We start from the raw sequence: 22,550 nt of genomic DNA on the forward strand, positions 1-22,550 counted from the left end.
TATTTGTAATAAGACTTATTATATTTAAATGTTGACAGATCAATTTGGAAGGAGCATAAACTATCTTCGGCTTGCTATCGTAGACCGGTGTAATCTCCGCTGCACCTACTGTATGCCGGAAAACGGTCTTACCTGGATTAAGCAAAAGGAATTAATGACTGACGAAGAAATGCTCAGAATCTGTTCGGTATTTACAGAATTGGGAGTAGATAAAATCAGGATAACAGGAGGAGAGCCTTTTGTCAGAAAAAACAGTATTGAACTCATCCAAAATATATCGCAATTAGATGGACTTACCGATCTCAGTATAACAACCAACGGTCTTCTTACTGAACAGTATATTCCGCAACTTAAAAAATTCGGGATCAAATCTGTCAACTTAAGCCTTGATACACTCGATAAAGAACGCTTTTTCCGGATCACCAGAAGAAATAGTTTTGATCAGGTGATGAAAACTTTAGACAGCTTATTACAACATCATATAAAAGTAAAAATCAACACGGTAGTCATGGAAGGGGAAAATACTGAGGATATCATTCCATTGGTCATGCTCGCAAAAGAGCTTCCGGTAGATGTCCGCTTTATTGAAGAAATGCCTTTTAACGGAAGTGATACTGATATTTCCCTGAAATGGAATTTTACACAAATTTACAGCTATATTAAAGATCATTTCCCAGAAATCCAAAAGACAGATGATCCTAAAAGCTCAACGTCTTACAGCTATAAGATCCCAGGCTTTGCAGGAAATATTGGAATCATTGCAGCTTATACCCGTTCATTTTGCGGAGACTGCAACAGAATAAGGATCACCCCTTCCGGTATTCTCAGAACCTGTTTATATGAAGGAACCGGTGTCAACCTAAAAGATGAAATCCGTATGGGAAAAACAGATGAAGAGTTGAAAAACATCATTATCAGCAGCATACACAAAAAACCGAAAGACGGCTGGGAAGCTCAGAAACTGAGTTTAACCACCTCACAAATCCATCAATCAATGGCAACAATAGGAGGATAATTATGGAAATGATCAGCGTACAGCAGGCAGAAGAGATTATACTTTCCCAAATCAGAGACTTCGGAACCGAGGAGATTTTCTATGAAAATGCCTTAGGAAAAATTTTAGCAGAAAATATTTTGGCAGATCGCGATTTGCCGCCATTTGACAGGTCAACAGTAGATGGAATTGCCATCAGCTTTAATTCGTTTGAAAAAGGAATTCGCACCTTTACCATCAAAGCTGTACAGGCAGCGGGAGAAGTTCCAGTTTCTATTGATGACGAAAACGAATGCATAGAAATTATGACCGGAGCAGCTTTGGATTCTTCAATGGACACTGTCATACGCTATGAAGATATTTTGATAAATAACAATTTTGCAAGCATTACTATCGATGTTAAAAAAGGACAGAATATCCATCTGAAAGGAAGAGATAAAAAGGCAGGAGAAATATTGGTAAAAGCCAATCAAGTGATAACTCCATCTATTCTCGGGATTGCTGCGTCAGTGGGAAAAACATTTCTAACAGTGAAAAGACTTCCCAAAGTAGCCATTATTTCTACAGGGGACGAAATGGTACCACCTGAAACGATCCCTACTCCATTTCAGTTAAGACGCTCCAACGGAATTACCATAAAATCCGTTTTGGAAAAATACAGAATAAATGCTGACTGGCTGCATTGGAATGATGATTTTGAATTCATAAAAAAGGAACTTTCCCAATGTATCGAAAATTGTGATATTTTGCTGATGAGCGGCGGGGTTTCTATGGGAAAATTCGATTATCTGCCCAAAGCCTGTGAAGAACTGGGAGTAGAAAAGCTTTTTCACAAAATAAAACAAAGACCAGGAAAACCGTTCTGGTTTGGAAAAAGCCAAAACGAAAAATTGATTTTTGCATTTCCGGGAAACCCGGTTTCCGTATTTATGTGTCTCCACCGGTATTTTATTCCCTGGTTGGAAAAATCTTTGGAGATCCTGGAAACAGCACAATATGCCGTTTTACAAAATGATATAGATTTTCCATCTCCACTTCAGTATTTTGCGCAGGTAAAACTCAGTGTGAACCCATCGGGACAATTAATCGCCGAATCAGTAAATACCAATGGTTCCGGAGACTTTTCCCATCTCGCAGAGACTCATGCATTCATAGAACTTCCCCTGGAAAAAACTGAGTTTAAGAAAGGCGAAGTGTATAGAATCTGGAAATATAATTTTTAATGTATTTATGACAAACTTTTCACATCTTAATAAAAAAGAACAGCCGGGCATGGTAAATGTTGGCAGTAAAAAAGTCACGCACCGAAAAGCCGTTGCCAAAGCTGTTGTGATACTTCCCGAAAATATTCTGGAAGCACTTCAAAAGGATGATTTTAAAACTAAAAAAGGTTCTGTTTTCCAGACTGCCATCATTGCAGGAATAATGGCAGCAAAAAAAACCGGTGATCTGATTCCTCTCTGCCATCCGATCGGTATGGATAACTGTGAAATAGATATTGAAATCAACTCTCAAAATGAAATTGAAATCTATTGTACTGCAGAGATTGAAGCAAAAACAGGTATCGAAATGGAAGCACTGACAGGAGCTTCTGTTGCCGCACTTACCATTTACGATATGTGCAAAGCAATGAGCCATGACATTGTGATAAAAGAAATACAACTCATCGAAAAAACAGGAGGAAAAAATGATTTCAAAAGAGACTGATTTCCCCAAATTAAACGGACTGATACTGGCAGGAGGAAAAAGCCAGCGAATGGGAAATCCTAAAGATAAAATCAATTGGCATGGCAAAGAGCAGCGGTATTTTGCGGCTGATCTTTTAGCTCCATTTTGTGAAGAGGTTTTTATTTCCTGCAGACAAGACCAACTGGAAAATTTTGATACGGATTACAAGGCTCTTACCGATACTTTTCTGAACATGGGACCTTTCGGCGGTATACTTTCGGCGTTGCGCTCTCAAAGAGATAAAGCATGGCTAGTCGTTGCCTGCGACTTACCTTTATTGGATAAAAAATCTTTAGAATTTTTAATTGAAAACAGAAATACCGAAAAAGCAGCAACCACTTATGAAAGCCCATTTGATGGGCTTCCAGAACCGTTGATTACCATTTGGGAACCTAAAAGTTATCCTCTGCTCCTCAATTTTTTAGGATCAGGAAATACCTGTCCAAGAAAAGTTCTGATCAACAGTGATACATTAATCCTGAAACCTGGTAACCCAGAAGCTTTAATGAATGTGAACACACCCGAAGATATGGCAAAGGCAAAGGAAATTTTAAAAAAATAGATTTAACCGAAGATAAAAAACATATGAGTGACCCGCTTGAACGTTATCATTGCCAGATGGCTTTACCCGGATTTGGTGTTTCTTCCCAGGAATTGCTTAAAAATGCTAAAATTCTGATAGTAGGCATGGGCGGATTGGGCTGTCCTTCGGCACAATATCTGGCTTCTTCAGGTATAAGGACGATTGGTCTTGCGGATGATGATACAGTCTCCGAAAGCAATCTGCACCGCCAGATTTTATATGCTCCGGAAGATATTGGAAAATCAAAAGTTGACATTGCCGCTACAAAATTACAGCAACAAAATCCATCGGTAAAAATCATTCCTTTCAATTTTCGGGTAACTTCCGAAAATGTAATGGATTTGATTTCAGACTTTGATTTAATCATTGAAGGAACTGATAATTTTGAAACAAAATGTTTGCTGAATGACGCTTGTGTATTGACAGGAAAACCTTTAGTATATGGCGCTATTTACCAATACGAAGGCCAGGTAAGTATCTGGAATGTTATACAGAAAGACGGTACTTACTCTCCCAATTACCGTGATGTTTTTCCGAACGCGGAAGAATCACAGGTTCCGAACTGCAGAGAAGGCGGCGTACTTCCTACACTGGCAGGAATTGTAGGATGTATGCAGGCTAATGAAGCCATAAAATATTTTACAAATCCCGAGGATTTATTGGCAGGAAAACTCTGGATGATGAATGTTCTGAATGGCAAAACACAGATTATTAAATTAAGAAAAACTTCTGTGCAGATTACAGCTTTACCTCAGGCTGTTGATACCATTACGTTTGAGCAGCTGATGCAGAAGAAAGATCATTTTGAAATCATAGATGTCCGTACATCGCAAGAGCATAAACAGTTTAATATAGGAGGAATCAATCTTCCTGCAGAAGAATTACAGAATCATTCAGATTATATTTCAAGTTGTTCAAAACCTATTTTGGTTTATTGTCAATCCGGGAAGCGAAGTACAGAAGCGGTAAGAAAAATAAAAAAGAGCTTTCCTGAAAAGGAAGTATTTTCTTTAAAAGACGGCATCCAAAAAATATAATAAATACTTCTTAATTTAAAATCATTCAGAAGTAATAATCATCTTCTTTTTTAAGCATCAATCAATAATATTCTGAGTCATTTTCTGAGAAACAGCAATATGTTCTCCTACCATCTCATGAATGGTCTCATCAATCATGATACACATACTGTTCAAGGCTAAATCATTCGCATCCGTTCCAAAAGGCTCCTCAATTTCATCTGCAATCGCTTCAAATGCAACAAATGTATAAGCTACAAATACGACAATAAGAGGCGTAAACCATCCCAGCGAATCTACAAGACCGAAAGGCAGCAAAAAACAATAAATATACACCGTTCGATGCAACAGAACACGGTAACTGTAAGGAATCGGGGTAGAGACCAATCTTTCACAACCTCCTAAAATATCAGAAAGTTTATCAAAATTCTCATCAAAACGCGCCTGTTGGATAGAATCTAAGTAACCTTGATCTTTCGCTTTCTGAACCCATTCTGCAAGCAACCGCATAATAACTGCCGGCTTATATTTTGATCCTGCAACAATTTTCAGTTGGTCTTCATTAAGCCTTGATTTTAAATCTTCATAAGCATCTGTTCCTCTAAGTTGATGTTTCAGCGCAAAAACAAAGGAACTAAGTAAATTAACAAAGCTATGAACAGAAATTATATCGTTCTTTATATTGCTTAGAGTCATTGCTTGCCGGGTCAATGCACGTGTAGTATTCAACAAGGCACCCCATAATTTTCTTCCTTCCCAAAATCTGTCATAACTGGCATTATTTCTAAACCCGAGGAATAAGGCCAGTACAAAGCCAAACAGCGTCAGTGGCGCAGGATTTAACGGAACTTTAAATGAGAGAATTGTTCCATGAAAATAGGTCACCAATAAAGAAAGGATTAAAAGCAATCCCAAACGGGGAAGCAAGGCAGGCAAAACAGAACCGTGCCACACAAAAAGCATTCTGAACCAGTGTTCTTTTTTTCTTATGATCATTACTAAATGATAATTTACTTAAGTAATATATTTTATGGTTGTTCGAGGCTTGTTCCGGCTGCAGCAATGACGTGATCATCAATCCTTTTAAAAATTTCGGGACTATGCTTTCGGATTTTGATACGGACATATTTGGAAGCAGGCATATTAGCTCCATTAACTACATTATTGATGGATACCAATACATTGGTTTCCGGGAAATAGGTCATTGTACTTTTCTGCGGGATGGGATATTTTACAACAATAAAAAGAGGAGCAATTCTTTCAATTCCGTCATCATAATTGAAAAGGTCTACATGGTCACCTTCTTTGAGACCGGCTTTCTCTATATCTTTTTCATTCATCATGACAACTCTTCTTTCATTGAAAATCCCACGGTAACGGTCATTCAGACCATACACAACTGTATTAAACTGATCATGTGTTCTGGTGGTTCCCATCAGGTATTCGTCATCTGCAAGCGAATTATCTGGTACGGCGGTTATATTGAATGCAGCTTTTCCCGGTGAAAATTCACTGTTGAAAATACCATCCCTTGGTCCGTTCGGAAGATAAAAACCGCCTTTCTGAACAACCCTTTCGTTATAGTTTTCAAATCCGGGAATACATTGTTCGATATCATTACGAACGGCATCATAGCTGTTGATAAATTTGTCCCAATCTACAACAGAACGTTCACCTAAAACTGCTTTTGCCATTCTGCAGGCGACGTGTGTTTCATTGATCAGATTTTCAGAAATCGGCTCCAGAACACCTCTTGACCATTCCACAACACCCATTGAGTTTTCTGTACTTACGTGCTGAAGTTCTCCATTGACCATATCTTTCTCACTCCTGGAAATTACCGGCAAAATAAGAGCTTCTTTCCCATGGATAAGATGATTTCTGTTTAATTTTATAGAAACGATTACAGACATTTCCAGCTTCCGCATTGCTTCTGCCGTAAAGGTTGTATCCGGTGCTGCAGAAAGGAAATTACCTCCCATGCAGAACATAAATTTTACCTTTTCTTCGTGCATCGCTTTCAGTGCATTCACAACATCATAGCCGCCTTCTCTCGGAACTTTAAAGCCATAATATTCCTGTAATCTGTCCAATTGCTCGGTCGTAGGATGATGGTTAATAAGTAGCGTTCTGTTTCCCTGTACATTACTGTGACCTCGAACAGGGCAGACTCCTCCTCCCTGAATTCCTATGCTTCCTTTCATCAGCAGGAGGTTCACGATATTATAAATCATTTCCACTCCGTTGTGCTGCTGCGTAATTCCCATTCCCCAACAAATGATAATGCGTTTTTTTGAGGCAATCATTTGTGCGGCTTCCCTTAGATTTTCAATCGGAATTCCACATTCCTCGGATAAAAAATTGAGGTCATACAATTTTAATTCTTCAACCAATTCATTGAAGCCCGCAGTTTTATTAATGATAAAATCGTGGTCAAGAACTTTTCCCGGATTTTTAGCCTCTTCTTCCAATACCAGAATTTGAAGTGCCTTTAAAAGTGCCATATCCCCGTTAATTTTTACAGGAAGATATAAATCCGACAATTCATAAGGCTTATTGAGCAAAGCACGGACTTCCTGAGGATTTCTGAAACCTTTTAATCCGGCTTCAGGAAGCGGATTGATTGCCATAATTTTTGCTCCGTTTTTCTTTCCTTTAGTTAATGCGGAAAGCATTCTCGGCGAATTGGTTCCCGGATTCTGACCAATGATAATGATGAGGTCTGTATCATAAAAGTCTTCCAGCTTTACGGTTCCTTTTCCGATACCTATGCTTCTTGAAAGCGCATAACCGGAAGTCTCGTGGCACATATTGGAGCAGTCCGGGAAATTGTTGGTTCCGAATTCACGGGCGAACAACTGATATACCCAGGTTGCTTCGTTGCTGGTTCTTCCTGAAGTATAAAATATGGCTTCGTTAGGCGAATTCAAAGCGTTTAATTTTTCGGAAATTTTTGTAAAGGCATTATCCCAACTTATCGGCTGATAATGGGTTCCTCCTTTCGGTAAATACATAGGCTCCACGATTCTTCCTAACTGGCTGATTTCAAAATCCGTCAGTTTTGCTAAATCATAAACCGAATTTTCTCTGAAAAACTCTGCACCGATCTTTTTTGAGGTAGCTTCTTCCGCCAGAGCTTTTGCTCCGTTTTCACAGTATTCACCCAATCTGGAACGTTCATCATCCGGGTCGGGCCATGCACAGCTTGGGCAATCGAAACCATCAAACTGATTCATACTGAAAAGAGCCCTTCCTCCACGAAGAACCGAGGCATTGAGAACCAACTGGTCCAATGAATGGATAACAGCAGGAACACCAGCTGCCCAAGCTTTTGGAGGTTTCAATTTCAAATCCAGCAACTTATATGGAGGTTCTGCAGAAGGTAATCTACTACCCTTTTTTATTTTATCGAATGAATCTTTGTTTTCCATGATTTCTAAATTTTAAAAAATGAAAAAATTAGCATTTTATATTCGGGTTGGGATAATTGTCGCTTTGGTCTTCCAGCGTATTATCAATGCATACAAAATCCTTTTCTATTAAAATCTTCACCAATCCGGCTTGTCCGTCAAAGCCCACTCTGTCTGTGGAAATCCACTCATTTATCATATCCTTCGGCATTTTCAGTACAATTCTGTTTTCGATGAAAGCGGCTGAAAGTTCTTCGTCCTCCGTTCTTTCAATAGCATAAATAAACGGACGGTCTACAAATTCCGTAAAGCTTGAGATGACTCCGTTTTGTCCTAATTCTGCAACTTCAGACTGGGTCAAACGGAATCGTATTGAATTGTCTTTAATTCTTATTTTCATAACAAATTTTCAATTTTAAAATAGCTGCCTGAATGGTAAATATTAAACCTATTATCCCGGAGAAAGCCTAATAAAGTGATATCAAATTCTTTTGCCAGATCTACTGCAAGGCTGGATGGCGCTCCTATTGCTGCAACAATTGTAATTCCTGCCATTGCTGCTTTCTGGATGAGCTCGAAACTGGCTCTTCCGCTTAGAACCAAAATTTTATTGTCGAGAGGAAGTAAATCTGCTGATAATGCATATCCTATGAGTTTGTCCAGTGCGTTATGCCTTCCTACATCTTCCCGCAGTGCCAAAAGATTGCCTTCCAGGTCAAAGATACCGGAAGCGTGTATACCGCCTGTAGCACTGAAATTATTCTGAAACGACTGCAGCTTTTCAGATAGTTGATACAGAGTATCCAGAGAAACTTCTGTGTTTTGTTTTGTATGATTATGGAAAGTGCTTACTGTTCTTATGGATTCTATGGAACCTTTTCCACATACACCGCAGCTCGAAGTTGTATAAAAATTTCTGTCGGCTTTCATAAGCTCAGGAATACAACCTTCTGTAAGCTCAACAATGACAATATTTTCACTATTTCTGGAACATTCTGCTTCCGGAAAATAGGTGCTTTTCACCTGTTGACGGCTGGAAATAATTCCTTCCGTAAACAGAAAACCGATTGCCAGTTCTGCATCATTTCCGGGAGTCCGCATCGTTACAGATATATTTCTGGACTCTTTTTTATCTGCTAAATGATAAACAACCCTGATTTCCAAAGGTTCTTCTACAGAAACATCATCCGTATAAGGAAAACTGCTGTTGTCCTTAACTTTGACGATTTCTATCTGTTTCACTGACTTATTTGATAGCAGATGGGCTTTCATAATTTAATAACTGGTTTAATAAAGGTACAAAATTTTGTTCCTCAAATTACGGATGTGCGGAAACCCATTCTTCTCCATCTTCAAAAATTTCTTTTTTCCAGATGGGAACGGTTTTTTTAATATTCTCGATCATATAGCTGCACGCATCAAAAACAGCATTTCTATGCCCGTCACTCACCACGATGATCACAGCAGCATCGCCTGGAAATAAAATTCCGGTACGGTGATGAACTACAATATTTTTTACCGAAAATAAAGAAATGGCTTTACCCACTATTTTTTGTATTTCCTTAACTGCCATAGATTCGTAGCACTCATATTCCAAACGAGTGACAGATTTACCTTTGGTCTGATTTCGTACTGTTCCTACGAATGATGCCATTCCTCCGCATGCAGGATCGGATGCAAGGCTAAAGCAATCCGTAAGATCCAGTATATTTTCTGTTATTTTTATATCAACCATATCTTTTATCCGCCGCTTACCGGAGGAATTATTGCTATTTCATTAGAGACTGTTACGATCTGATCGTCTTCCGCATATTCATCGTCAACGGCAATAAAATAGGATTTTAATCTCTTCAGTTCCGGAAAATCTTTTTCCAGAAGCTCTTTTAGCGCATTAACATTTGCACCTTCATTTATTTCTATTTCTTTTTCTGATGCTCCGAAAATATCTTTCGTTATTCCGAATGCTAATATTTTAAGTATCATTTTTAAATTTAGCTTATTACCAATATTTTATTAAAACATTTATCCCGGCTACCAAAACCAGGACAGCTGTCATTCTTTTGATGACCAAGGGATTCCATTTCAGGGACATCCTGGAACCTATCTGTCCGCCAATGAATACGGCAAAACACAAACTCAGAATTCTGAAATAATCCATGCCTGCAGATAATTTGGACAACTGTCCGAAAATCCCTGATACTGAATTTACCAATATGAAAACACTTGATGCTGCTGCAACTTTTCGTGGGGTATCCCATTTCATGAGGTTTAATAGAGGGGAAAGAAAAATTCCGCCGCCAATTCCCACCAATCCTGACAAAAATCCGATTCCCCCTCCTAAAAATCCGTTTTTGAACAGAGAGGCTTCTGTATATTCTGAGGGGTTTTCGCCATTTTTTGTCTCTGTCTTGATCCAAAGCAACAATGCAGCAATGATTAAAGTAATGCCTAAGATCAGGAAAAAAGTTTCCTGGCTTATTTTTAAAACAGCTCCCAGATACGCCATAGGAACACTTATAATCGCAAGCGGAAGTATTTTCTTCCAGTCAGTCTGCTTATTTTTGATATAAATAAATACGCCTCCTATTACCACAATAACATTACAGATAAGCGCTGTTAACCGTATTTCCTGATAAGGAAGACTATACATTGCCAGAACAGCAAGGTAACTGGATCCTCCACCAAATCCTACGGAAGAATAAATGAAAGCGATGATTAAAAAAAACAAAAAGATTTCCCAATGCCCCATATATTTTGAGAATTAATTTTCTTACAATAATACTCATTTTTAGGGCGTCATACGAAGGTATAATAAAAAGTTTCTACCGTAATTTGTGAGAAGAATATTCTGAATTGTTTATTTTATAAAACCAACCTTATTATCCCAACAGCATTTATTAAATTTGATAAATAAAAACCGATATACCCATCTCAATGAATAATACTTTTTCTACTGATTATAATGCTCAGAATGTTACAGATTATCCGAATAATAACACCTATTTTTTAATATGGAATTTTAAGGACAACGTTGATCCCGATAAGATCAAATCAGTTTTCCAAAGAGTTTGTGCTTTGGTAATTAATTTGAATAATTCGGCACTTGACCGTTTTCCGGATTCCAAAGCCAGCTGTGTAATGGGGATTGGATATGAAGCATGGCAACAACTTGAATTGCCTCAACCACTGCCTAAAGAATTTAAGAAATTCCAGGAAATAAAAGGCAGTAAACATACGGCAGTAAGTACAAAAGGAGATTTGCATTTTCACATCCGGGCCGATGAAAAAAGCTTTGCTTATGATATGGCCTCTATAATTTCCGGATATATGAAGGAAATAGCAGATTGTGTAGTTGAGGTACAAGGATTCCGTTATTGGGATAGCAGATCTATTTTAGGATTTGTTGACGGTACTGAAAACCCACACGGCAAAGACCGGGATCATTTTGCCATCATTGGTGATTCTGATTTACAATATGAAGGAGGAAGCTATCTTTTTGTACAGAAATACATCCACAATCTTAATGCCTGGAAATCGCTTTCTGTGGAAGAACAGGAAAAAGTAATAGGCAGATCCAAAGACCTTGATATTGAAATGGATGATGATGTAAAACCTAAAAATTCACATATTGCATTGGCTAATATTGGTGATGACTTTAAAGTTGTGCGTGATAACATGCCTTTCGGAAACGTAGCAACTAATGAAATGGGAACTTATTTTATCTGCTATGCAAGTACATTCAGCACGGTTGAAAAAATGTTGACCAATATGTTCATCGGTAACCCGCCGGGAAATTATGACCGAATTCTTGATTTCAGTACTGCACAAACAGGGACATTATTTTTTGTTCCAAGTTTAGACATGCTTGATGAATTTTCAGGATAAATTTATAAAACCATAATATTAGAATATAATGAAGGTATGTATAAATATAAGTTTAACAATCAAAAATACATTTAATAAATTATAAAATATTATAAATCAACAAAATACCCGTAAAATCCGATTAAGATCAGTAGCCAAAGAGTTCGGGGACACAAAGGCTAGCTACCCTATTTGGTTAATTAACGGCCGCCTCTTTGCCAAATTTTTTCAGTGTTAGAAAATGCGAGTACAGTGCCGATAAAAAGCTCTTATTTTCAATGTAAGGCAAGTTGAACTCCATCGCTGTCTTCTTCACAATAACAGAGATCTTCCCATAATGTATGTGGCAGACTTTAGGAAACAGATGGTGCTCTATCTGCCTGTTTAGTCCGCCAAGGAAAAATGCCGCGAGCTTATTGTGCGTTGCAAAATTCGCTGTTGTACGCATCTGGTGCTCCGCCCAGGCTTCTTCTATCTGCCCGGTTTCGTTAGGCACAGGGAAATTGGTCCCCTCAACAACGTGGGCCAGCTGAAATACCAGTCCCATCGTCAAGCCTTCGGCAATATGTAAGAACAGAAAACCGATCAGAAACTGCCACCAGCTCACATCCAGTACCAATAGCGGCAATATGATAAAAAGGAAGTAATAAAGCGCTTTATAGAAAAACAAATTGAAATATTCCAGCTTAGGGTGCTTATTCTGATGTGCCCCAATTTTTTTCTGGAAAAACTTTACAAAATCCTTACGGAACACCCATGACAGGGAAGCTAAGCTGTAAAGCGGAAAGGCATACCAATGCTGGTACCGTTGAATGCGATTCACTTCGTCTTCCTCAGCAATCCGGATCAATCCCGGCGCGACTTCAATGTCCTCATCATGTCCGGGGATATTGGTATAGGTGTGGTGAACCACATTGTGAGTGATACTCCAAACGTATGGATTAGCGCCGATCAGATTAAAAATAAACCCGAACAGTTTATTCACTTTTTTATTACCGGAAAGTGCACCATGTATAGCATCGTGGCATACATTGAAGCCTACAAAGGCACTAAACATACCCAGAACCACTGCAAGTGGCAAGAGCATCCAGGTCGGAAGCAGACCTGAAATAATTACAAGGTAAATTCCAATAAAGCCTGTAAGGAAAAATACAGTCTTGCCCCACATATGGCCATTGGCATGTTGACTTAATTGATGCTGACTGAAAAATTGATCTACTCTGCTCCTAAGAGTTGCATAAAAATGAGAACCAGAAACTGATGAGAATTTTACTTTTTGTGACATAAGATATCTTGTTTGATCTACCTAACGCGAACAAACAGATGTGCTAAATCGGGTGTTGGAATGAGGAGCGTATTAAGCTTTCCGGCACGTTACCGGATTGTTTACATATATAACGTATTAATTGTTAATTTATTATATTTTAATTAAAGGTACATTTATTTGTCCATGCCTCATCCATCTGAATGATTTAGAAAGATTTCTAACTTAAATCATTAAAGCCAACACAATGCAATTTAAAATGATTCAGGCTCACTGAGAAAGACCCTGCAAAAAATGTTAAGTCTTTTGTATTTTAATAAAACAGATTCTATTATTCGCTAAAGGATATACAAAAGCCACCGTAATTTATACGGCAGCTGCTTTATTTTTAGTTTTGAATTTTATTTAAGTTTATAAGAATTTCCGTTCCAGAGATACGTTTTGGAAGAATGTTTTTTCTTTTCTCTGTCTTTGTCATCTCTTTCCATTTCCTCTGTTTTAAAGATAAATGCATTGGGAATTCCGCCTTTATCATTGGGAAATACAAATTCTTCGGAATGGTAGTATACATCGGCATCCCCTACATTCATCAGTTGTGGCAGTGGAACCTGCTTTTTGTCTTTAAAAAGAACATACTGAGTATAGCTTGCAATTCCGCAGGCTTCACCGGAAACCATAGCTTTAAGGGTGAGTTCCACATTCTGCAGCTTATGTCCGCTTTCAATGGTAAATGTAGCATAGCTTAGTTCCTCTCCTCTTCCGGTGTCGAAGTACACCTCATCAACTAAATTGGTTCCTTCGATGACTTTTATCCCGGCAATGTTTTGCTTTACAGTTTCATTATATTCTTTATTTTTCCGGTCTACCGTTTTTGAAAGTCCAAAAAGGAAATCGTAGCCGTTCTTATTGCGGTAACCAACGGAAAGATTACCTCCCCAGACATACCCTTCCGAAATCAAATCTCCTTTCTGATAAGCAACTTTGTACCAATTAGCCCCTCTTTCGCCTAACTTAAGTATTGCTTCTTCTTTTTTAAGGATCAGCACCTGCTGATTGGTTTGCAGAGAATCTGTTACTTCAGCTTTTACATCCGGTTCTTTTCTTACTCTGGTCCAGTCTGTAAAAATTTTCTGGGGTTTGTTTTCTTCAAAGCTGAAAACTCCGTCAGGATAAACGCCATTTTCTTCCTGTGCAGAAAAAAACTGCAGGAACAGCAGGCATAAAACCGTCAATAAAGATTTCATATGACTATTGTGTTTCATTATTTTTCCAGCAAAAGGCTTACCCATTCTTCACGCTGAAGTTTCTTTTTAAGTTCCAGTCCGCTTTCTTTGCATACTTCCAGGATATCATCCACATCAAAGAAGCACAGTCCGGAAAGCAGAAGTTTTCCCCCTTCATTCATAACAGAAACATAGGTAGGAATATCGGAGATCAGAATATTTCTATTGATATTAGCCAGAATGATATCAAAGTTTTCTTTTCCTAAATTTTCTGCGGTTCCCAGTTCAATATCAAGTTCAACCCCGTTTCTGGCAGCATTTTCTTTTGAGTTTTCCACAGACCATTCGTCTATATCAATCGCTTTTGTATCCCCTGCACCTATCTGCTTTGCATAAATTGCCAAAACCGAGGTTCCACATCCCATATCAAGCACTTTTTTACCATTGAAATCAATATCCATCATCTGCTGAATCATCAGATGCGTTGTAGGATGATGCCCTGTTCCGAAAGACATTTTTGGCTGAATGATGATTTCATGCATTCCCGGGACAGATTCATGGAATTCTGCTCTGATGAGCACTTTATCATCAATATTGATCGGCGAAAAATTCTTTTCCCATTCTTCATTCCAGTTGATATTGGGCATTTCTTCGAAAGAATAAGTGATCTGTACATTTTCATTTTCAAAAAGCGGAAGTGCTTTAAGATCTTCTTCTTTAAACTGTTCTTTCTGGATATATCCTAAAATTCCGTCGATTTCTTCCGTAAAGCTGTCAAAACCTATTTCGATAAGCTCCGCCATTAATATCTCGTTCCATGGCTGCAATGGAGAAATCCTGAAATTGAATTCTAAATAATTTTGCATGTGAGTGAATAATTTAGTGCAAAAATAAGGATGTTATTATTGTTAAAAAAATTGAAGTGCCATGAGTCTTGTATATTTTGAGAATAATGTCTTTGTTTTATGGAAAAGGCTAGTAAGAGTTTTTTTATTTTGGCTAAAGCCGGATGAGATTATTAAAAAGAGAAAGCGGGCTAAAGCCCGCTCCTATTGAATATTTTATACATGAGTTAGTTCCTGATACATCACACAAACCCAAATTCCATAACTCATAATCAATCTATGGATTTGTAGAAAAAATAGAACCGTTAGCAATCAATGCTCTTCTGTTCATTTTCAAAATATCTCTTACCCATTCTGCAAAGTCTTCCGGCTGAAGTACTTTATCAGGATTTCCGTCTGTTAGTCCCCCCTGAATACTCATATCGGAAGCAATAGTGCTCGGCGTTAAAGTGATCACACGAATGTTCTGCTTTCTCCATTCTGCCATCATCGATTGTGACAAGGAAACTACCGCTGCTTTGGATGCTGCATAAGCTGACATATTCGGACCGCCTTTCAAACCTGCTGTAGAAGCCACATTGACAATATCTCCCTCACCATTTGCTTTTAAGAACGGATACACCGCCTTGGCAGCATAGTACACTCCAAACAGATTGGTTTTAATGACCTGTTCCCATGTTTCGGAAGGCATATCTTCAATGCTTCCAAAATCCCCGATTCCGGCATTATTAATCAGAATATCTACGCTTCCCAGCTGTTTTGCAAGGGATTCGATTCCGGTTTTCACTTCAGATTCGTTATCAATACTGAAAACAGCATAGGCCGAGTTTACACCAAGCGCTTTAATTTCTTCAGCCGTACTTTTAAGATTTTCTGCATTTCTACCGGTAACAGCAACATTCACTCCTTCCTTAGCCAAAGCCAAAGCAACCGCTTTTCCCAATCCTCTTCCACCACCAGTTACGATGGCATTTTTTCCGCTTATATTCATAATATTATTGTTTCGTCAGACAAATTTACGAAAGAACATTTTTAAAGGACCGATAGAATCCGGATTTAACCGAATTTTAATAGTAACCTCTGATTTTTATACAAAGGGACAAAGATTTTGAATGCTTAAGTTATTTTAAAGTTTAATGCTTTAAAGATAAAAGTTCACTTAAGTTCTAAGAAACCGGAGGTCTTTACCAACAAAAAATTCATCGGATCAAAATTTTCCTCTCATGGAGGGGTGGTGAAAATTCAAAGAATTTTTGACGGGGGTGGTTCACACCATAATCATTACAAATTACCTCCAAAAAAACAAAACCGGCTTAATCATAAACCGGTTTCTGTTGAAAGTATAGTAAAAAATGAAAAACTATGGAATAAGAACAGGGTTCTGTACCTCGAATTCTTCGGAAGCGGTAAACTGATTTCCGTACATATCTGCAGCTTTCACTTCAAGTTTATGTTTTCCTAATGCAAGCTTCTTAGGAAAACCTGCAGTCCAGATATGTTTTGACATTTCAGGGTTGGATGGTCTTCTTCCGGGGAATAAATTCTGTGTAGAATCCCATTTAAATACGGAAAGGGCAAAATTCGGATCTACTGTTTCGTCATAATCCATTTCTTCCCAGGCTCCATTGTCTATCCTGTATTCTACTTTGTCCTTTTTGCTTCCCATGAAAAAGTTGGCAAGGATCTTTGCTGAGGTTTTTGACGGGTAAGGAATCACTTTCGGAACATACAATTTGATCTGATAGTCCTCCGGTTTTCCGGCTGTTTTATATTTAACTTTATACTGATTATCATTAAAGCTGATGAACGAATATCCTTTTGCAGTTCCGTCTCTCATGGTTGAAGTAGGCAATCCTATCTCATCAGACGTTCCTGACCACCAATCGCCACAGGTAGTTCCCACATTGTATTCATGCAGGTCTTTTGAACCGTTCCAGCCGGCTTGTTTTCCATAGAAAATCTGTTGCTGAATGTGTGTGTGAGCCGATAAAATCAAAGCATTTTGAAAAGGAGTCAGGTAATCAAATAATTTCTGGCGGTCTGAGTTTCTGAAATTATCTTCGTTTTTATGCTCTAAGGGAATATGGAAAGAAACAACGATCAGTTTGTTTTTATCAACCAGTTTCAGATCGTTTTCAATAAATTTCAGCTGGTCCTCACGGAATCCGCCCCAATAGCCTTTTCCGTCCCTCGGATCGGGATATAGAATATCATCTAAAATAATAAAGTGTACATTTCCGTAATTGAAAGAATAATTAGCCGGACCAAAGTTATTTTCAAAGGTTTCATCTGAAAATTGATCTTCTTTGGCGTCGTAGTTCATATCATGATTTCCCATCACATTGTACCATGGAAGGCCAATCTCTTTCATTACATCCGCGTAAGGTTTCTGAAGGCTCAGATTATCACCCACCAAATCTCCTAAACTGATTCCCAATACTGCATTTTTCTTAGTACCTTTCACTTCATTCACGATAGCTCTTTTAAAATAATCAAGCTCTTTTTCTGTGTAAGGCTGAGGATCTCCGAAAACAAGAATATCAAAATTTTTGCTTTCGTCTTTTTTATAAAGCGGGAAGTTCAGCTCTTTCGGAAGATCTCCTGTTGGCGCTGTTCCTTTATATTTAAAATCAGCCGGTGAGCCTTTTGGCTTGTGATGGTAATAAAACTGCGGTAGATTATTGCTGTTCAGAGCCGTCTGATATCCTGAAGGTTTGATCACAAAGATGGTTTGGTTTTCCTGAACAGGTAAGCTGTACCTACCGTTTTTATCAGTAAGCACAACCTGAACTCCATTGGATACCGAAACGCCTTCAATTCCTTTTTCCCTGTTTTCTTTCTTCTGGTTCTTATTACTATCTTCAAACACATATCCTGAAACGGAATCCTGTGAAAATGCCATTGCCGAAACCAATACGCAAGGCATTAAAAATTTTATATTAATACTCATTTCTTTATTCTTTATTCTTTATTCTTTATTCTTTTTAACTTATTTATTCCACCACATTTTTACATTGATATCATCTCCACCCATCTGCTGAATCGCAGCTTGGTAATTGGCAGTGTTCAAAACTTTAGGGTTTGGCGGATACATTAACCTACTAGGCATGGCACCACCGTTCAGAAGACCTCCATTATTGGGAAGTACAGGAAAGCCCGTTCTTCTTTTTTCAAACCACTGCTGCTGGTCTACAAAGAAAAGCGCTACATATTTCTGAAGCATGATTCTTTCCATTTCAGGCTTATAAGCCACATTGGGATTGCTGAAGTAGTTGGCAGGCATTACTGCTCCCCACTGTTCTATCGCTGCTTTTACTCCATTCTCATAATAAGTTTGAGCACTCCCCTGAACAATTCCTTTAAAGGCAAGCTCGGACAATATGAACTGCAGCTCAGCATAAGGATACATAAGGATTTTCAGAGGGGCTTTGGCTAGGTTCTGATTAAGATTTGAAGGCTGATAATCGAATGTGGTTCCAAAGGCATACCCGGAAGGTGCTCCTTTGTACCCTATACTAACATTGTTCAGATCTTTGGCCTGGGAGAAGAACATCGCCAAACGCGGATCATTATTTGTTTTCAACGTTGTAACAAAAAATTCGGAAGCAGCTCTTCCGGTAGTAAAATCCTGGGGTCTGGCAATAGGCGGCATCAGAGGGGAAACTCCCGTGATATCAAGTTTCGCTCCATCGGCATTGCTTTGAAAAATTGGGTATACAGAAGGATTACCGATGATCTCCTGGATTCTTGCATGAACATTCACTTCACCATTCTTGCTTAGAATTCTTGTCAGCAATCTTAAAGAAAGTGAATTACAGAACTTTTTCCAGTTGGTGATTCCGTTTGCATCTGATTCAGCTTTGTAAAAAAGGTCATTTCCTGCAAGCACTTTATTGGTGATAAAAAGGGAATTGGCTGTTTTCAGATCATCCAGCAGTTTTACATAAATATCTTTCTGTCTGTCGAATTTGGGCTGTAAAATTCCTTCATCCAGCTTGGAAGCTTCAGAGAAAGGAATATCACCATACGTATCGGTAAGGTTGGAATAGATCCATGCATTCAATACCAAAGCAATGGCTTCATAGTTTTTATCCCCTTCTTCAACAGCAGCTCTTTTCAGGTCATCTACCTGCTTCAGCCACCGGTAGGAATTATTCCAGAACCCGGCTCCGGTATTTTCAGTGATGTAGTAACGGCTCAGCGAGTTTCCTTCATTTGGGAAGTCCAGAGATACCTGCATAAGGTCGAAAGTAAAGTCATTAGCCCTGTTATAGCCTATTGCAGCCATATTATACTGGATAGGAACCAGCAGTGAGCTGGCCACTGGTTTATTGATCCGGCTCTGGTCTTTATTGATCTCATCAAGGCTTCTGTCACATGACACAGCAGTTCCCAAAAGCATGATAAATGAAGATATATAGATAAGTTTTTTCATTGTTCTGATTTTTAAAATTTAACGTTTAACTGTATACCGACTGTTCTTGAAGAAGGCAGCTGCCCCATTTCTATCCCCGGAGTAATGGTAGAATCATCAAGGGTTGCAGCTTCGGGATCAAACAATGGGAATTTTGTCCACATCCACAGGTTTCTTCCAAATAAGGCAAGGGTAATATCCGTAACCTTCAAAGGATCAACGATTGATTTAGGGAATGAATAAGAAATCCTGGCATCTCTAAGCTTGATGAACGAGGTATCGAATGAATTCGTTTCCACATTGGCTCTCCTGTAATAATCACCGTAATAGGTAGGAACAGGAACTCCTTTCGTGTTCGGTGAGAAGCTGCCATCCGGGTTCTGAACTACCCCCTGCCCTACGATCAGGCCATTCGGATTATCTCTTCCCCAAAGCGTATGCTCAAGTTTTCCCTGCTCGGACATTTTGTGATGGGACTGGGAATAGGCAATTCCTTTATACTGACCGTCAAATGAGAAGCTTAATGTAATATTTTTATATTTAAATTCATTTTGAAGACCTGCTCTCCATTTTGGATAGGCATTTCCTATCTTTTTCATTTCCGTTGGCTTTGCCGTCAATCCGTCGCTTCCGTAAATTACCTGCCCGTCCGGAGAATACATCAGGCCATAACCGTACATATCTCCCAACGAACCGCCTACTACAGCATTGTAATACACCACGCCGCCTACACTTCCAATGGTGTAAGGTTCGCCGTGAAATTCTTCAGGAAGGGAAAGGATTTTATTTCTGTTCATAGACCAGTTGGCGCTTACATTCCAGGAGAAGTTTTTATTCTTGACCGGATAAGCATTTAAGGTCATTTCAATTCCTCTGTTTCTGATCTCACCGGCATTAATAATCCTTTTGTTATAGCCTACCTCATACAGTACCGGGATTACAATAGTCTGATTATTGGAATTGTTCTGATAAGCTGTGATATTATAGCTTAATCTGTTTTTAAGGATTGTAAAATCCATCCCGCCTTCAATATTGGTGATCATTTCAGGTTTCAGATCAGGATTGGGATACAGCAAGGGAGATTCCACGGAACCAGTAAACGAACTATTTTCATAGTATTTATCAAGCATATAATTGTAGGTATCGTTTCCTACTTTTGACCATGAAAGTCTCAGTTTCCAGAAATTAAACTGGTCTGATTTCATTTTAAAAATATCAGACAGGATAAAGGATGATGACACCGACGGGTAGAAATAAGATCTGTTGTGTTTAGGAAGCGTACTGCTCCAGTCATTCCTGGCCGTAACATCCACAAAAACAAGATCTTTATAGCTGAAATTCGCCAGTGCATACATACTGTTCACCTGGTTGTCATTAGGCTTCGGAAGCTTATTATCCAGTGCGATGGCGTTGGTCAGCTGGTATACCCCTGCTTTATTAAGCCCTATCGCCCTGTAATCACTCATGCTCTGCTCATAATACCTTATGTTTCCTCCGGCAGAAGCAGTTACACCAAAGTCTCCGAATTTATTTTTATAGGTAAATAGAATGTCGTTATTCAGATCTAAATATCTGATGTACTGCTCCCTGTAATAGCCTTTCAGGTAATTGGCAGAGCTCCACGGTCTTCTCTGTGTCCGGAACTCATTGCTCCATTCCAGTCCGGATTTGAAGGCCACATCAAAATTTTTCGCAAACTGATAGTTTACGTTAATATTTCCGGTAATGATCTTTTTATCTGTAGAATTCAGGTTTTCATAAGCAATAACATATGGGTTATCAATATATGAGCTGAAAGGATGAATCTGATCTACCTGCTCCTGACCGCTCTTCCAGATAGGTCTGTACCACGCCAGATCTACGTTTGGATTCTGAAAGATCATAAAGTATGAAATCGACTGGTTGTTATATCCTGTAGCCGGAAGATTATCACTTTTGGTCTGGCTGAAATTCAACTTGGTTCCTACCCTTAGTTTACTGCTCATTTTATGGTCAACAGATACTGCTGCGTTCAGTCTGTTAAAGCCTGTATTCGGCATCATCCATTCATTTTTAAGGTAAGAAAGAGATGATCTGAAGGCAGTCGTTTCGTTGGAATGTTCTAATGATAAACTGTTTGAATAGGTGGTTCCTGTCTGCCAGAAATCTTTGATGTTATTTTTATAGGGTCTCCAGAGCTGTCTTTCCTTACTCTGTCCCTCTACTGAAGGATCATACTGGAAATAATACTGCCCGTCAAATTTCGGTCCGAAAGCACTGCTGGTAGATCCGGTATTCACTCCGTCTGCGGAAGCTCCGTAAGAGTAGTAATAATTTCCGCCTTTGTCTTTCTGCATGGTTCCCTGTCCATATTCATACTGATAATCCGGCCATTTAAGGACGCTGTCAAAACTGGTATAGGAGTTCAGTGTGATCTGAATTTTTCCTTTTTTCGTTTTACCGGATTTGGTGGTGATCATAATAGCTCCCCTGGAACCTCTGGAACCGTACAATGCAGATGCACTTGGTCCTTTTAGAACGGTAACAGATTCGATATCTTCCGGGTTGATGCTGTTGAAACTGTCCCCGTAATCAATAGGTAAGTCACCTCCCGAACCGGCGCCGTATGCCGAAGTTCCGGTTCCTGTTTTCCTGTCACTTAAAGGAACACCATCTACAACGATTAGTGCCCCGTTATTTCCCATGTTCATAGAAACGTCTCCACGGAGTGTGATACGGCTGGTTCCCAATGGCCCTGCCCCTGCAGTCTGAACTTTCAGTCCGGCTACTTTACCTTCCAGTGACTGGGCCCAGTTGTTATTCTGGGTTTTGAGGATTTCTTCTGATTTAATAGTTTGGGTAGAGTATCCTAAAGACTTATCCTGCCTTTTGATCCCCAAAGCAGTTACCACCACCTCATCAATGCCTTTAACAGTATCTTTTTTCGCTTTCTGCTGAGCCGCCAGATTGACGCTGACTAATCCTAACAGCGACAAAACCAGCAGTTTTTGTGTCTCTTTACGCATATCCTTTTTGTTTGCGCAAAATTAAAACGACATTATGGCTATGCTTTTAACGTCACTTTAACATTTATTAAAATATTATTAAACAAATCATGAACTTAAGTTTAACACATCATTTATATATTTGATATTCAATTGTTTAAATAATTAATAATTTTTAATACTGTTTTATATCTTCATTAGTATACCTTTATTGTCTTTCTCTAA

20 protein-coding genes are annotated in these 22,550 nt (G+C 38.8%); 6 read left to right on the top strand and 14 right to left on the bottom strand.

The genetic code is table 11. The features are described 5' to 3' along the window. Nucleotides 1-28 precede the first annotated feature (28 nt). Genes moaA through V6R96_RS16580 form a run of 5 tightly spaced genes read left to right on the top strand, consistent with a single transcriptional unit; the run spans nucleotide 29 to nucleotide 4,342 of the window. Nucleotides 29-1,015 (top strand): GTP 3',8-cyclase MoaA, encoded by a 987-nt coding sequence (gene moaA, locus V6R96_RS16560; protein WP_336379617.1) that lies wholly within the window; start codon nucleotides 29-31, stop codon nucleotides 1,013-1,015. A gap of 2 nt (nucleotides 1,016-1,017) precedes the next feature. Then, nucleotides 1,018-2,217, top strand: a complete 1,200-nt coding sequence (locus V6R96_RS16565) for a molybdopterin molybdotransferase MoeA (RefSeq protein ID WP_336379618.1) — start codon at nucleotides 1,018-1,020, stop codon at nucleotides 2,215-2,217. A 7-nt stretch (nucleotides 2,218-2,224) separates the two neighbouring features. Next, entirely contained in the window at nucleotides 2,225-2,701 is a 477-nt protein-coding gene (gene moaC / locus V6R96_RS16570; protein WP_223558550.1) for a cyclic pyranopterin monophosphate synthase MoaC, read from the top strand. Next, entirely contained in the window at nucleotides 2,682-3,284 is a 603-nt protein-coding gene (locus V6R96_RS16575; RefSeq protein WP_336379619.1) for an NTP transferase domain-containing protein, read from the top strand. The genes moaC and V6R96_RS16575 overlap by 20 nt, the downstream gene beginning before the upstream one ends. A 23-nt stretch (nucleotides 3,285-3,307) precedes the next feature. Further along, nucleotides 3,308-4,342 carry a HesA/MoeB/ThiF family protein gene (locus V6R96_RS16580; protein WP_336379620.1) on the top strand — a complete coding sequence of 345 codons (1,035 nt, stop codon included), beginning with the start codon at nucleotides 3,308-3,310 and terminating at the stop codon, nucleotides 4,340-4,342. A gap of 57 nt (nucleotides 4,343-4,399) precedes the next feature. Here V6R96_RS16580 and V6R96_RS16585 read toward each other — a convergent pair whose 3' ends face one another. From V6R96_RS16585 to V6R96_RS16615, 7 genes are all read right to left on the bottom strand, one after another. Then, nucleotides 4,400-5,317: a bestrophin family ion channel gene (locus V6R96_RS16585; protein ID WP_336379621.1), complete on the bottom strand. Its 918-nt coding sequence runs from the start codon at nucleotides 5,315-5,317 to the stop codon at nucleotides 4,400-4,402. Nucleotides 5,318-5,349: 32 nt separating this feature from the next. After that, nucleotides 5,350-7,752 (bottom strand): FdhF/YdeP family oxidoreductase, encoded by a 2,403-nt coding sequence (locus V6R96_RS16590; RefSeq protein WP_336379622.1) that lies wholly within the window; start codon nucleotides 7,750-7,752, stop codon nucleotides 5,350-5,352. Between the two features lie 28 nt (nucleotides 7,753-7,780). Then, on the bottom strand, nucleotides 7,781-8,131 hold the full coding sequence (locus tag V6R96_RS16595; protein ID WP_111955893.1) for a DUF7009 family protein: 351 nt from the start codon (nucleotides 8,129-8,131) through the stop codon (nucleotides 7,781-7,783). Beyond that, nucleotides 8,128-8,973, bottom strand: coding sequence for a formate dehydrogenase accessory sulfurtransferase FdhD (gene fdhD, locus V6R96_RS16600; protein WP_336379623.1), 846 nt, complete (start codon nucleotides 8,971-8,973; stop codon nucleotides 8,128-8,130). Before fdhD ends, V6R96_RS16595 begins: the two co-directional genes overlap by 4 nt. A gap of 76 nt (nucleotides 8,974-9,049) precedes the next feature. Continuing rightward, nucleotides 9,050-9,466 carry a molybdenum cofactor biosynthesis protein MoaE gene (locus V6R96_RS16605; RefSeq protein WP_336379624.1) on the bottom strand — a complete coding sequence of 139 codons (417 nt, stop codon included), beginning with the start codon at nucleotides 9,464-9,466 and terminating at the stop codon, nucleotides 9,050-9,052. A gap of 5 nt (nucleotides 9,467-9,471) precedes the next feature. Next, nucleotides 9,472-9,714 (bottom strand): MoaD/ThiS family protein, encoded by a 243-nt coding sequence (locus V6R96_RS16610; RefSeq protein ID WP_336379625.1) that lies wholly within the window; start codon nucleotides 9,712-9,714, stop codon nucleotides 9,472-9,474. A 16-nt stretch (nucleotides 9,715-9,730) separates the two neighbouring features. Further along, a complete protein-coding gene (locus V6R96_RS16615) occupies nucleotides 9,731-10,480 on the bottom strand; it encodes a sulfite exporter TauE/SafE family protein (protein ID WP_336379626.1) in 750 nt (249 codons plus the stop codon). A gap of 185 nt (nucleotides 10,481-10,665) precedes the next feature. On the opposite strand from V6R96_RS16615, the gene V6R96_RS16620 reads away from it, so the two are divergent. Continuing rightward, nucleotides 10,666-11,616 (top strand): Dyp-type peroxidase, encoded by a 951-nt coding sequence (locus tag V6R96_RS16620; RefSeq protein WP_336379627.1) that lies wholly within the window; start codon nucleotides 10,666-10,668, stop codon nucleotides 11,614-11,616. A gap of 175 nt (nucleotides 11,617-11,791) precedes the next feature. Here V6R96_RS16620 and V6R96_RS16625 read toward each other — a convergent pair whose 3' ends face one another. The 7 genes from V6R96_RS16625 to V6R96_RS16655 form a co-directional block, all read right to left on the bottom strand. After that, entirely contained in the window at nucleotides 11,792-12,880 is a 1,089-nt protein-coding gene (locus tag V6R96_RS16625; protein WP_116012115.1) for an acyl-CoA desaturase, read from the bottom strand. Between the two features lie 380 nt (nucleotides 12,881-13,260). After that, nucleotides 13,261-14,121 carry an SH3 domain-containing protein gene (locus V6R96_RS16630; RefSeq protein WP_336379628.1) on the bottom strand — a complete coding sequence of 287 codons (861 nt, stop codon included), beginning with the start codon at nucleotides 14,119-14,121 and terminating at the stop codon, nucleotides 13,261-13,263. Beyond that, nucleotides 14,121-14,948 carry a 50S ribosomal protein L11 methyltransferase gene (gene prmA / locus V6R96_RS16635; RefSeq protein ID WP_223558538.1) on the bottom strand — a complete coding sequence of 276 codons (828 nt, stop codon included), beginning with the start codon at nucleotides 14,946-14,948 and terminating at the stop codon, nucleotides 14,121-14,123. Before prmA ends, V6R96_RS16630 begins: the two co-directional genes overlap by 1 nt. 256 nt (nucleotides 14,949-15,204) lie before the next feature. Beyond that, nucleotides 15,205-15,918, bottom strand: a complete 714-nt coding sequence (locus tag V6R96_RS16640; RefSeq protein ID WP_111955875.1) for a 3-ketoacyl-ACP reductase — start codon at nucleotides 15,916-15,918, stop codon at nucleotides 15,205-15,207. A gap of 369 nt (nucleotides 15,919-16,287) precedes the next feature. Next, on the bottom strand, nucleotides 16,288-17,853 hold the full coding sequence (locus tag V6R96_RS16645; protein ID WP_336379847.1) for a calcineurin-like phosphoesterase C-terminal domain-containing protein: 1,566 nt from the start codon (nucleotides 17,851-17,853) through the stop codon (nucleotides 16,288-16,290). A gap of 63 nt (nucleotides 17,854-17,916) precedes the next feature. Beyond that, nucleotides 17,917-19,362: a SusD/RagB family nutrient-binding outer membrane lipoprotein gene (locus V6R96_RS16650; protein WP_336379629.1), complete on the bottom strand. Its 1,446-nt coding sequence runs from the start codon at nucleotides 19,360-19,362 to the stop codon at nucleotides 17,917-17,919. An 11-nt stretch (nucleotides 19,363-19,373) separates the two neighbouring features. Next, on the bottom strand, nucleotides 19,374-22,346 hold the full coding sequence (locus V6R96_RS16655; protein WP_111955869.1) for a SusC/RagA family TonB-linked outer membrane protein: 2,973 nt from the start codon (nucleotides 22,344-22,346) through the stop codon (nucleotides 19,374-19,376). Nucleotides 22,347-22,550 lie beyond the last annotated feature (204 nt).

The sequence above is a fragment of the Chryseobacterium sp. CCNWLW53 genome (assembly GCF_037083525.1).
Classification (GTDB): Bacteria; Bacteroidota; Bacteroidia; order Flavobacteriales; family Weeksellaceae; genus Chryseobacterium; species Chryseobacterium lathyri.

Bases quoted from the DNA above. Each gene is read 5' to 3' on its own strand.
- V6R96_RS16590 (WP_336379622.1), bottom strand. From the start codon at position 7,752: ATGGAAAACAAAGATTCATTCGATAAAATAAAAAAGGGTAGTAGATTA.
- V6R96_RS16610 (WP_336379625.1), bottom strand. From the start codon at position 9,714: ATGATACTTAAAATATTAGCATTCGGAATAACGAAAGATATTTTCGGA.
- V6R96_RS16655 (WP_111955869.1), bottom strand. From the start codon at position 22,346: ATGCGTAAAGAGACACAAAAACTGCTGGTTTTGTCGCTGTTAGGATTA.
- V6R96_RS16585 (WP_336379621.1), bottom strand. From the start codon at position 5,317: ATGATCATAAGAAAAAAAGAACACTGGTTCAGAATGCTTTTTGTGTGG.
- V6R96_RS16630 (WP_336379628.1), bottom strand. From the start codon at position 14,121: ATGAAACACAATAGTCATATGAAATCTTTATTGACGGTTTTATGCCTG.
- moaC (WP_223558550.1), top strand. From the start codon at position 2,225: ATGACAAACTTTTCACATCTTAATAAAAAAGAACAGCCGGGCATGGTA.
- V6R96_RS16640 (WP_111955875.1), bottom strand. From the start codon at position 15,918: ATGAATATAAGCGGAAAAAATGCCATCGTAACTGGTGGTGGAAGAGGA.
- V6R96_RS16565 (WP_336379618.1), top strand. From the start codon at position 1,018: ATGGAAATGATCAGCGTACAGCAGGCAGAAGAGATTATACTTTCCCAA.
- moaA (WP_336379617.1), top strand. From the start codon at position 29: ATGTTGACAGATCAATTTGGAAGGAGCATAAACTATCTTCGGCTTGCT.
- V6R96_RS16575 (WP_336379619.1), top strand. From the start codon at position 2,682: ATGATTTCAAAAGAGACTGATTTCCCCAAATTAAACGGACTGATACTG.
- V6R96_RS16625 (WP_116012115.1), bottom strand. From the start codon at position 12,880: ATGTCACAAAAAGTAAAATTCTCATCAGTTTCTGGTTCTCATTTTTAT.
- V6R96_RS16605 (WP_336379624.1), bottom strand. From the start codon at position 9,466: ATGGTTGATATAAAAATAACAGAAAATATACTGGATCTTACGGATTGC.
- V6R96_RS16615 (WP_336379626.1), bottom strand. From the start codon at position 10,480: ATGGGGCATTGGGAAATCTTTTTGTTTTTTTTAATCATCGCTTTCATT.
- V6R96_RS16580 (WP_336379620.1), top strand. From the start codon at position 3,308: ATGAGTGACCCGCTTGAACGTTATCATTGCCAGATGGCTTTACCCGGA.
- V6R96_RS16595 (WP_111955893.1), bottom strand. From the start codon at position 8,131: ATGAAAATAAGAATTAAAGACAATTCAATACGATTCCGTTTGACCCAG.
- V6R96_RS16620 (WP_336379627.1), top strand. From the start codon at position 10,666: ATGAATAATACTTTTTCTACTGATTATAATGCTCAGAATGTTACAGAT.
- V6R96_RS16645 (WP_336379847.1), bottom strand. From the start codon at position 17,853: ATGCCTTGCGTATTGGTTTCGGCAATGGCATTTTCACAGGATTCCGTT.
- V6R96_RS16650 (WP_336379629.1), bottom strand. From the start codon at position 19,362: ATGAAAAAACTTATCTATATATCTTCATTTATCATGCTTTTGGGAACT.
- prmA (WP_223558538.1), bottom strand. From the start codon at position 14,948: ATGCAAAATTATTTAGAATTCAATTTCAGGATTTCTCCATTGCAGCCA.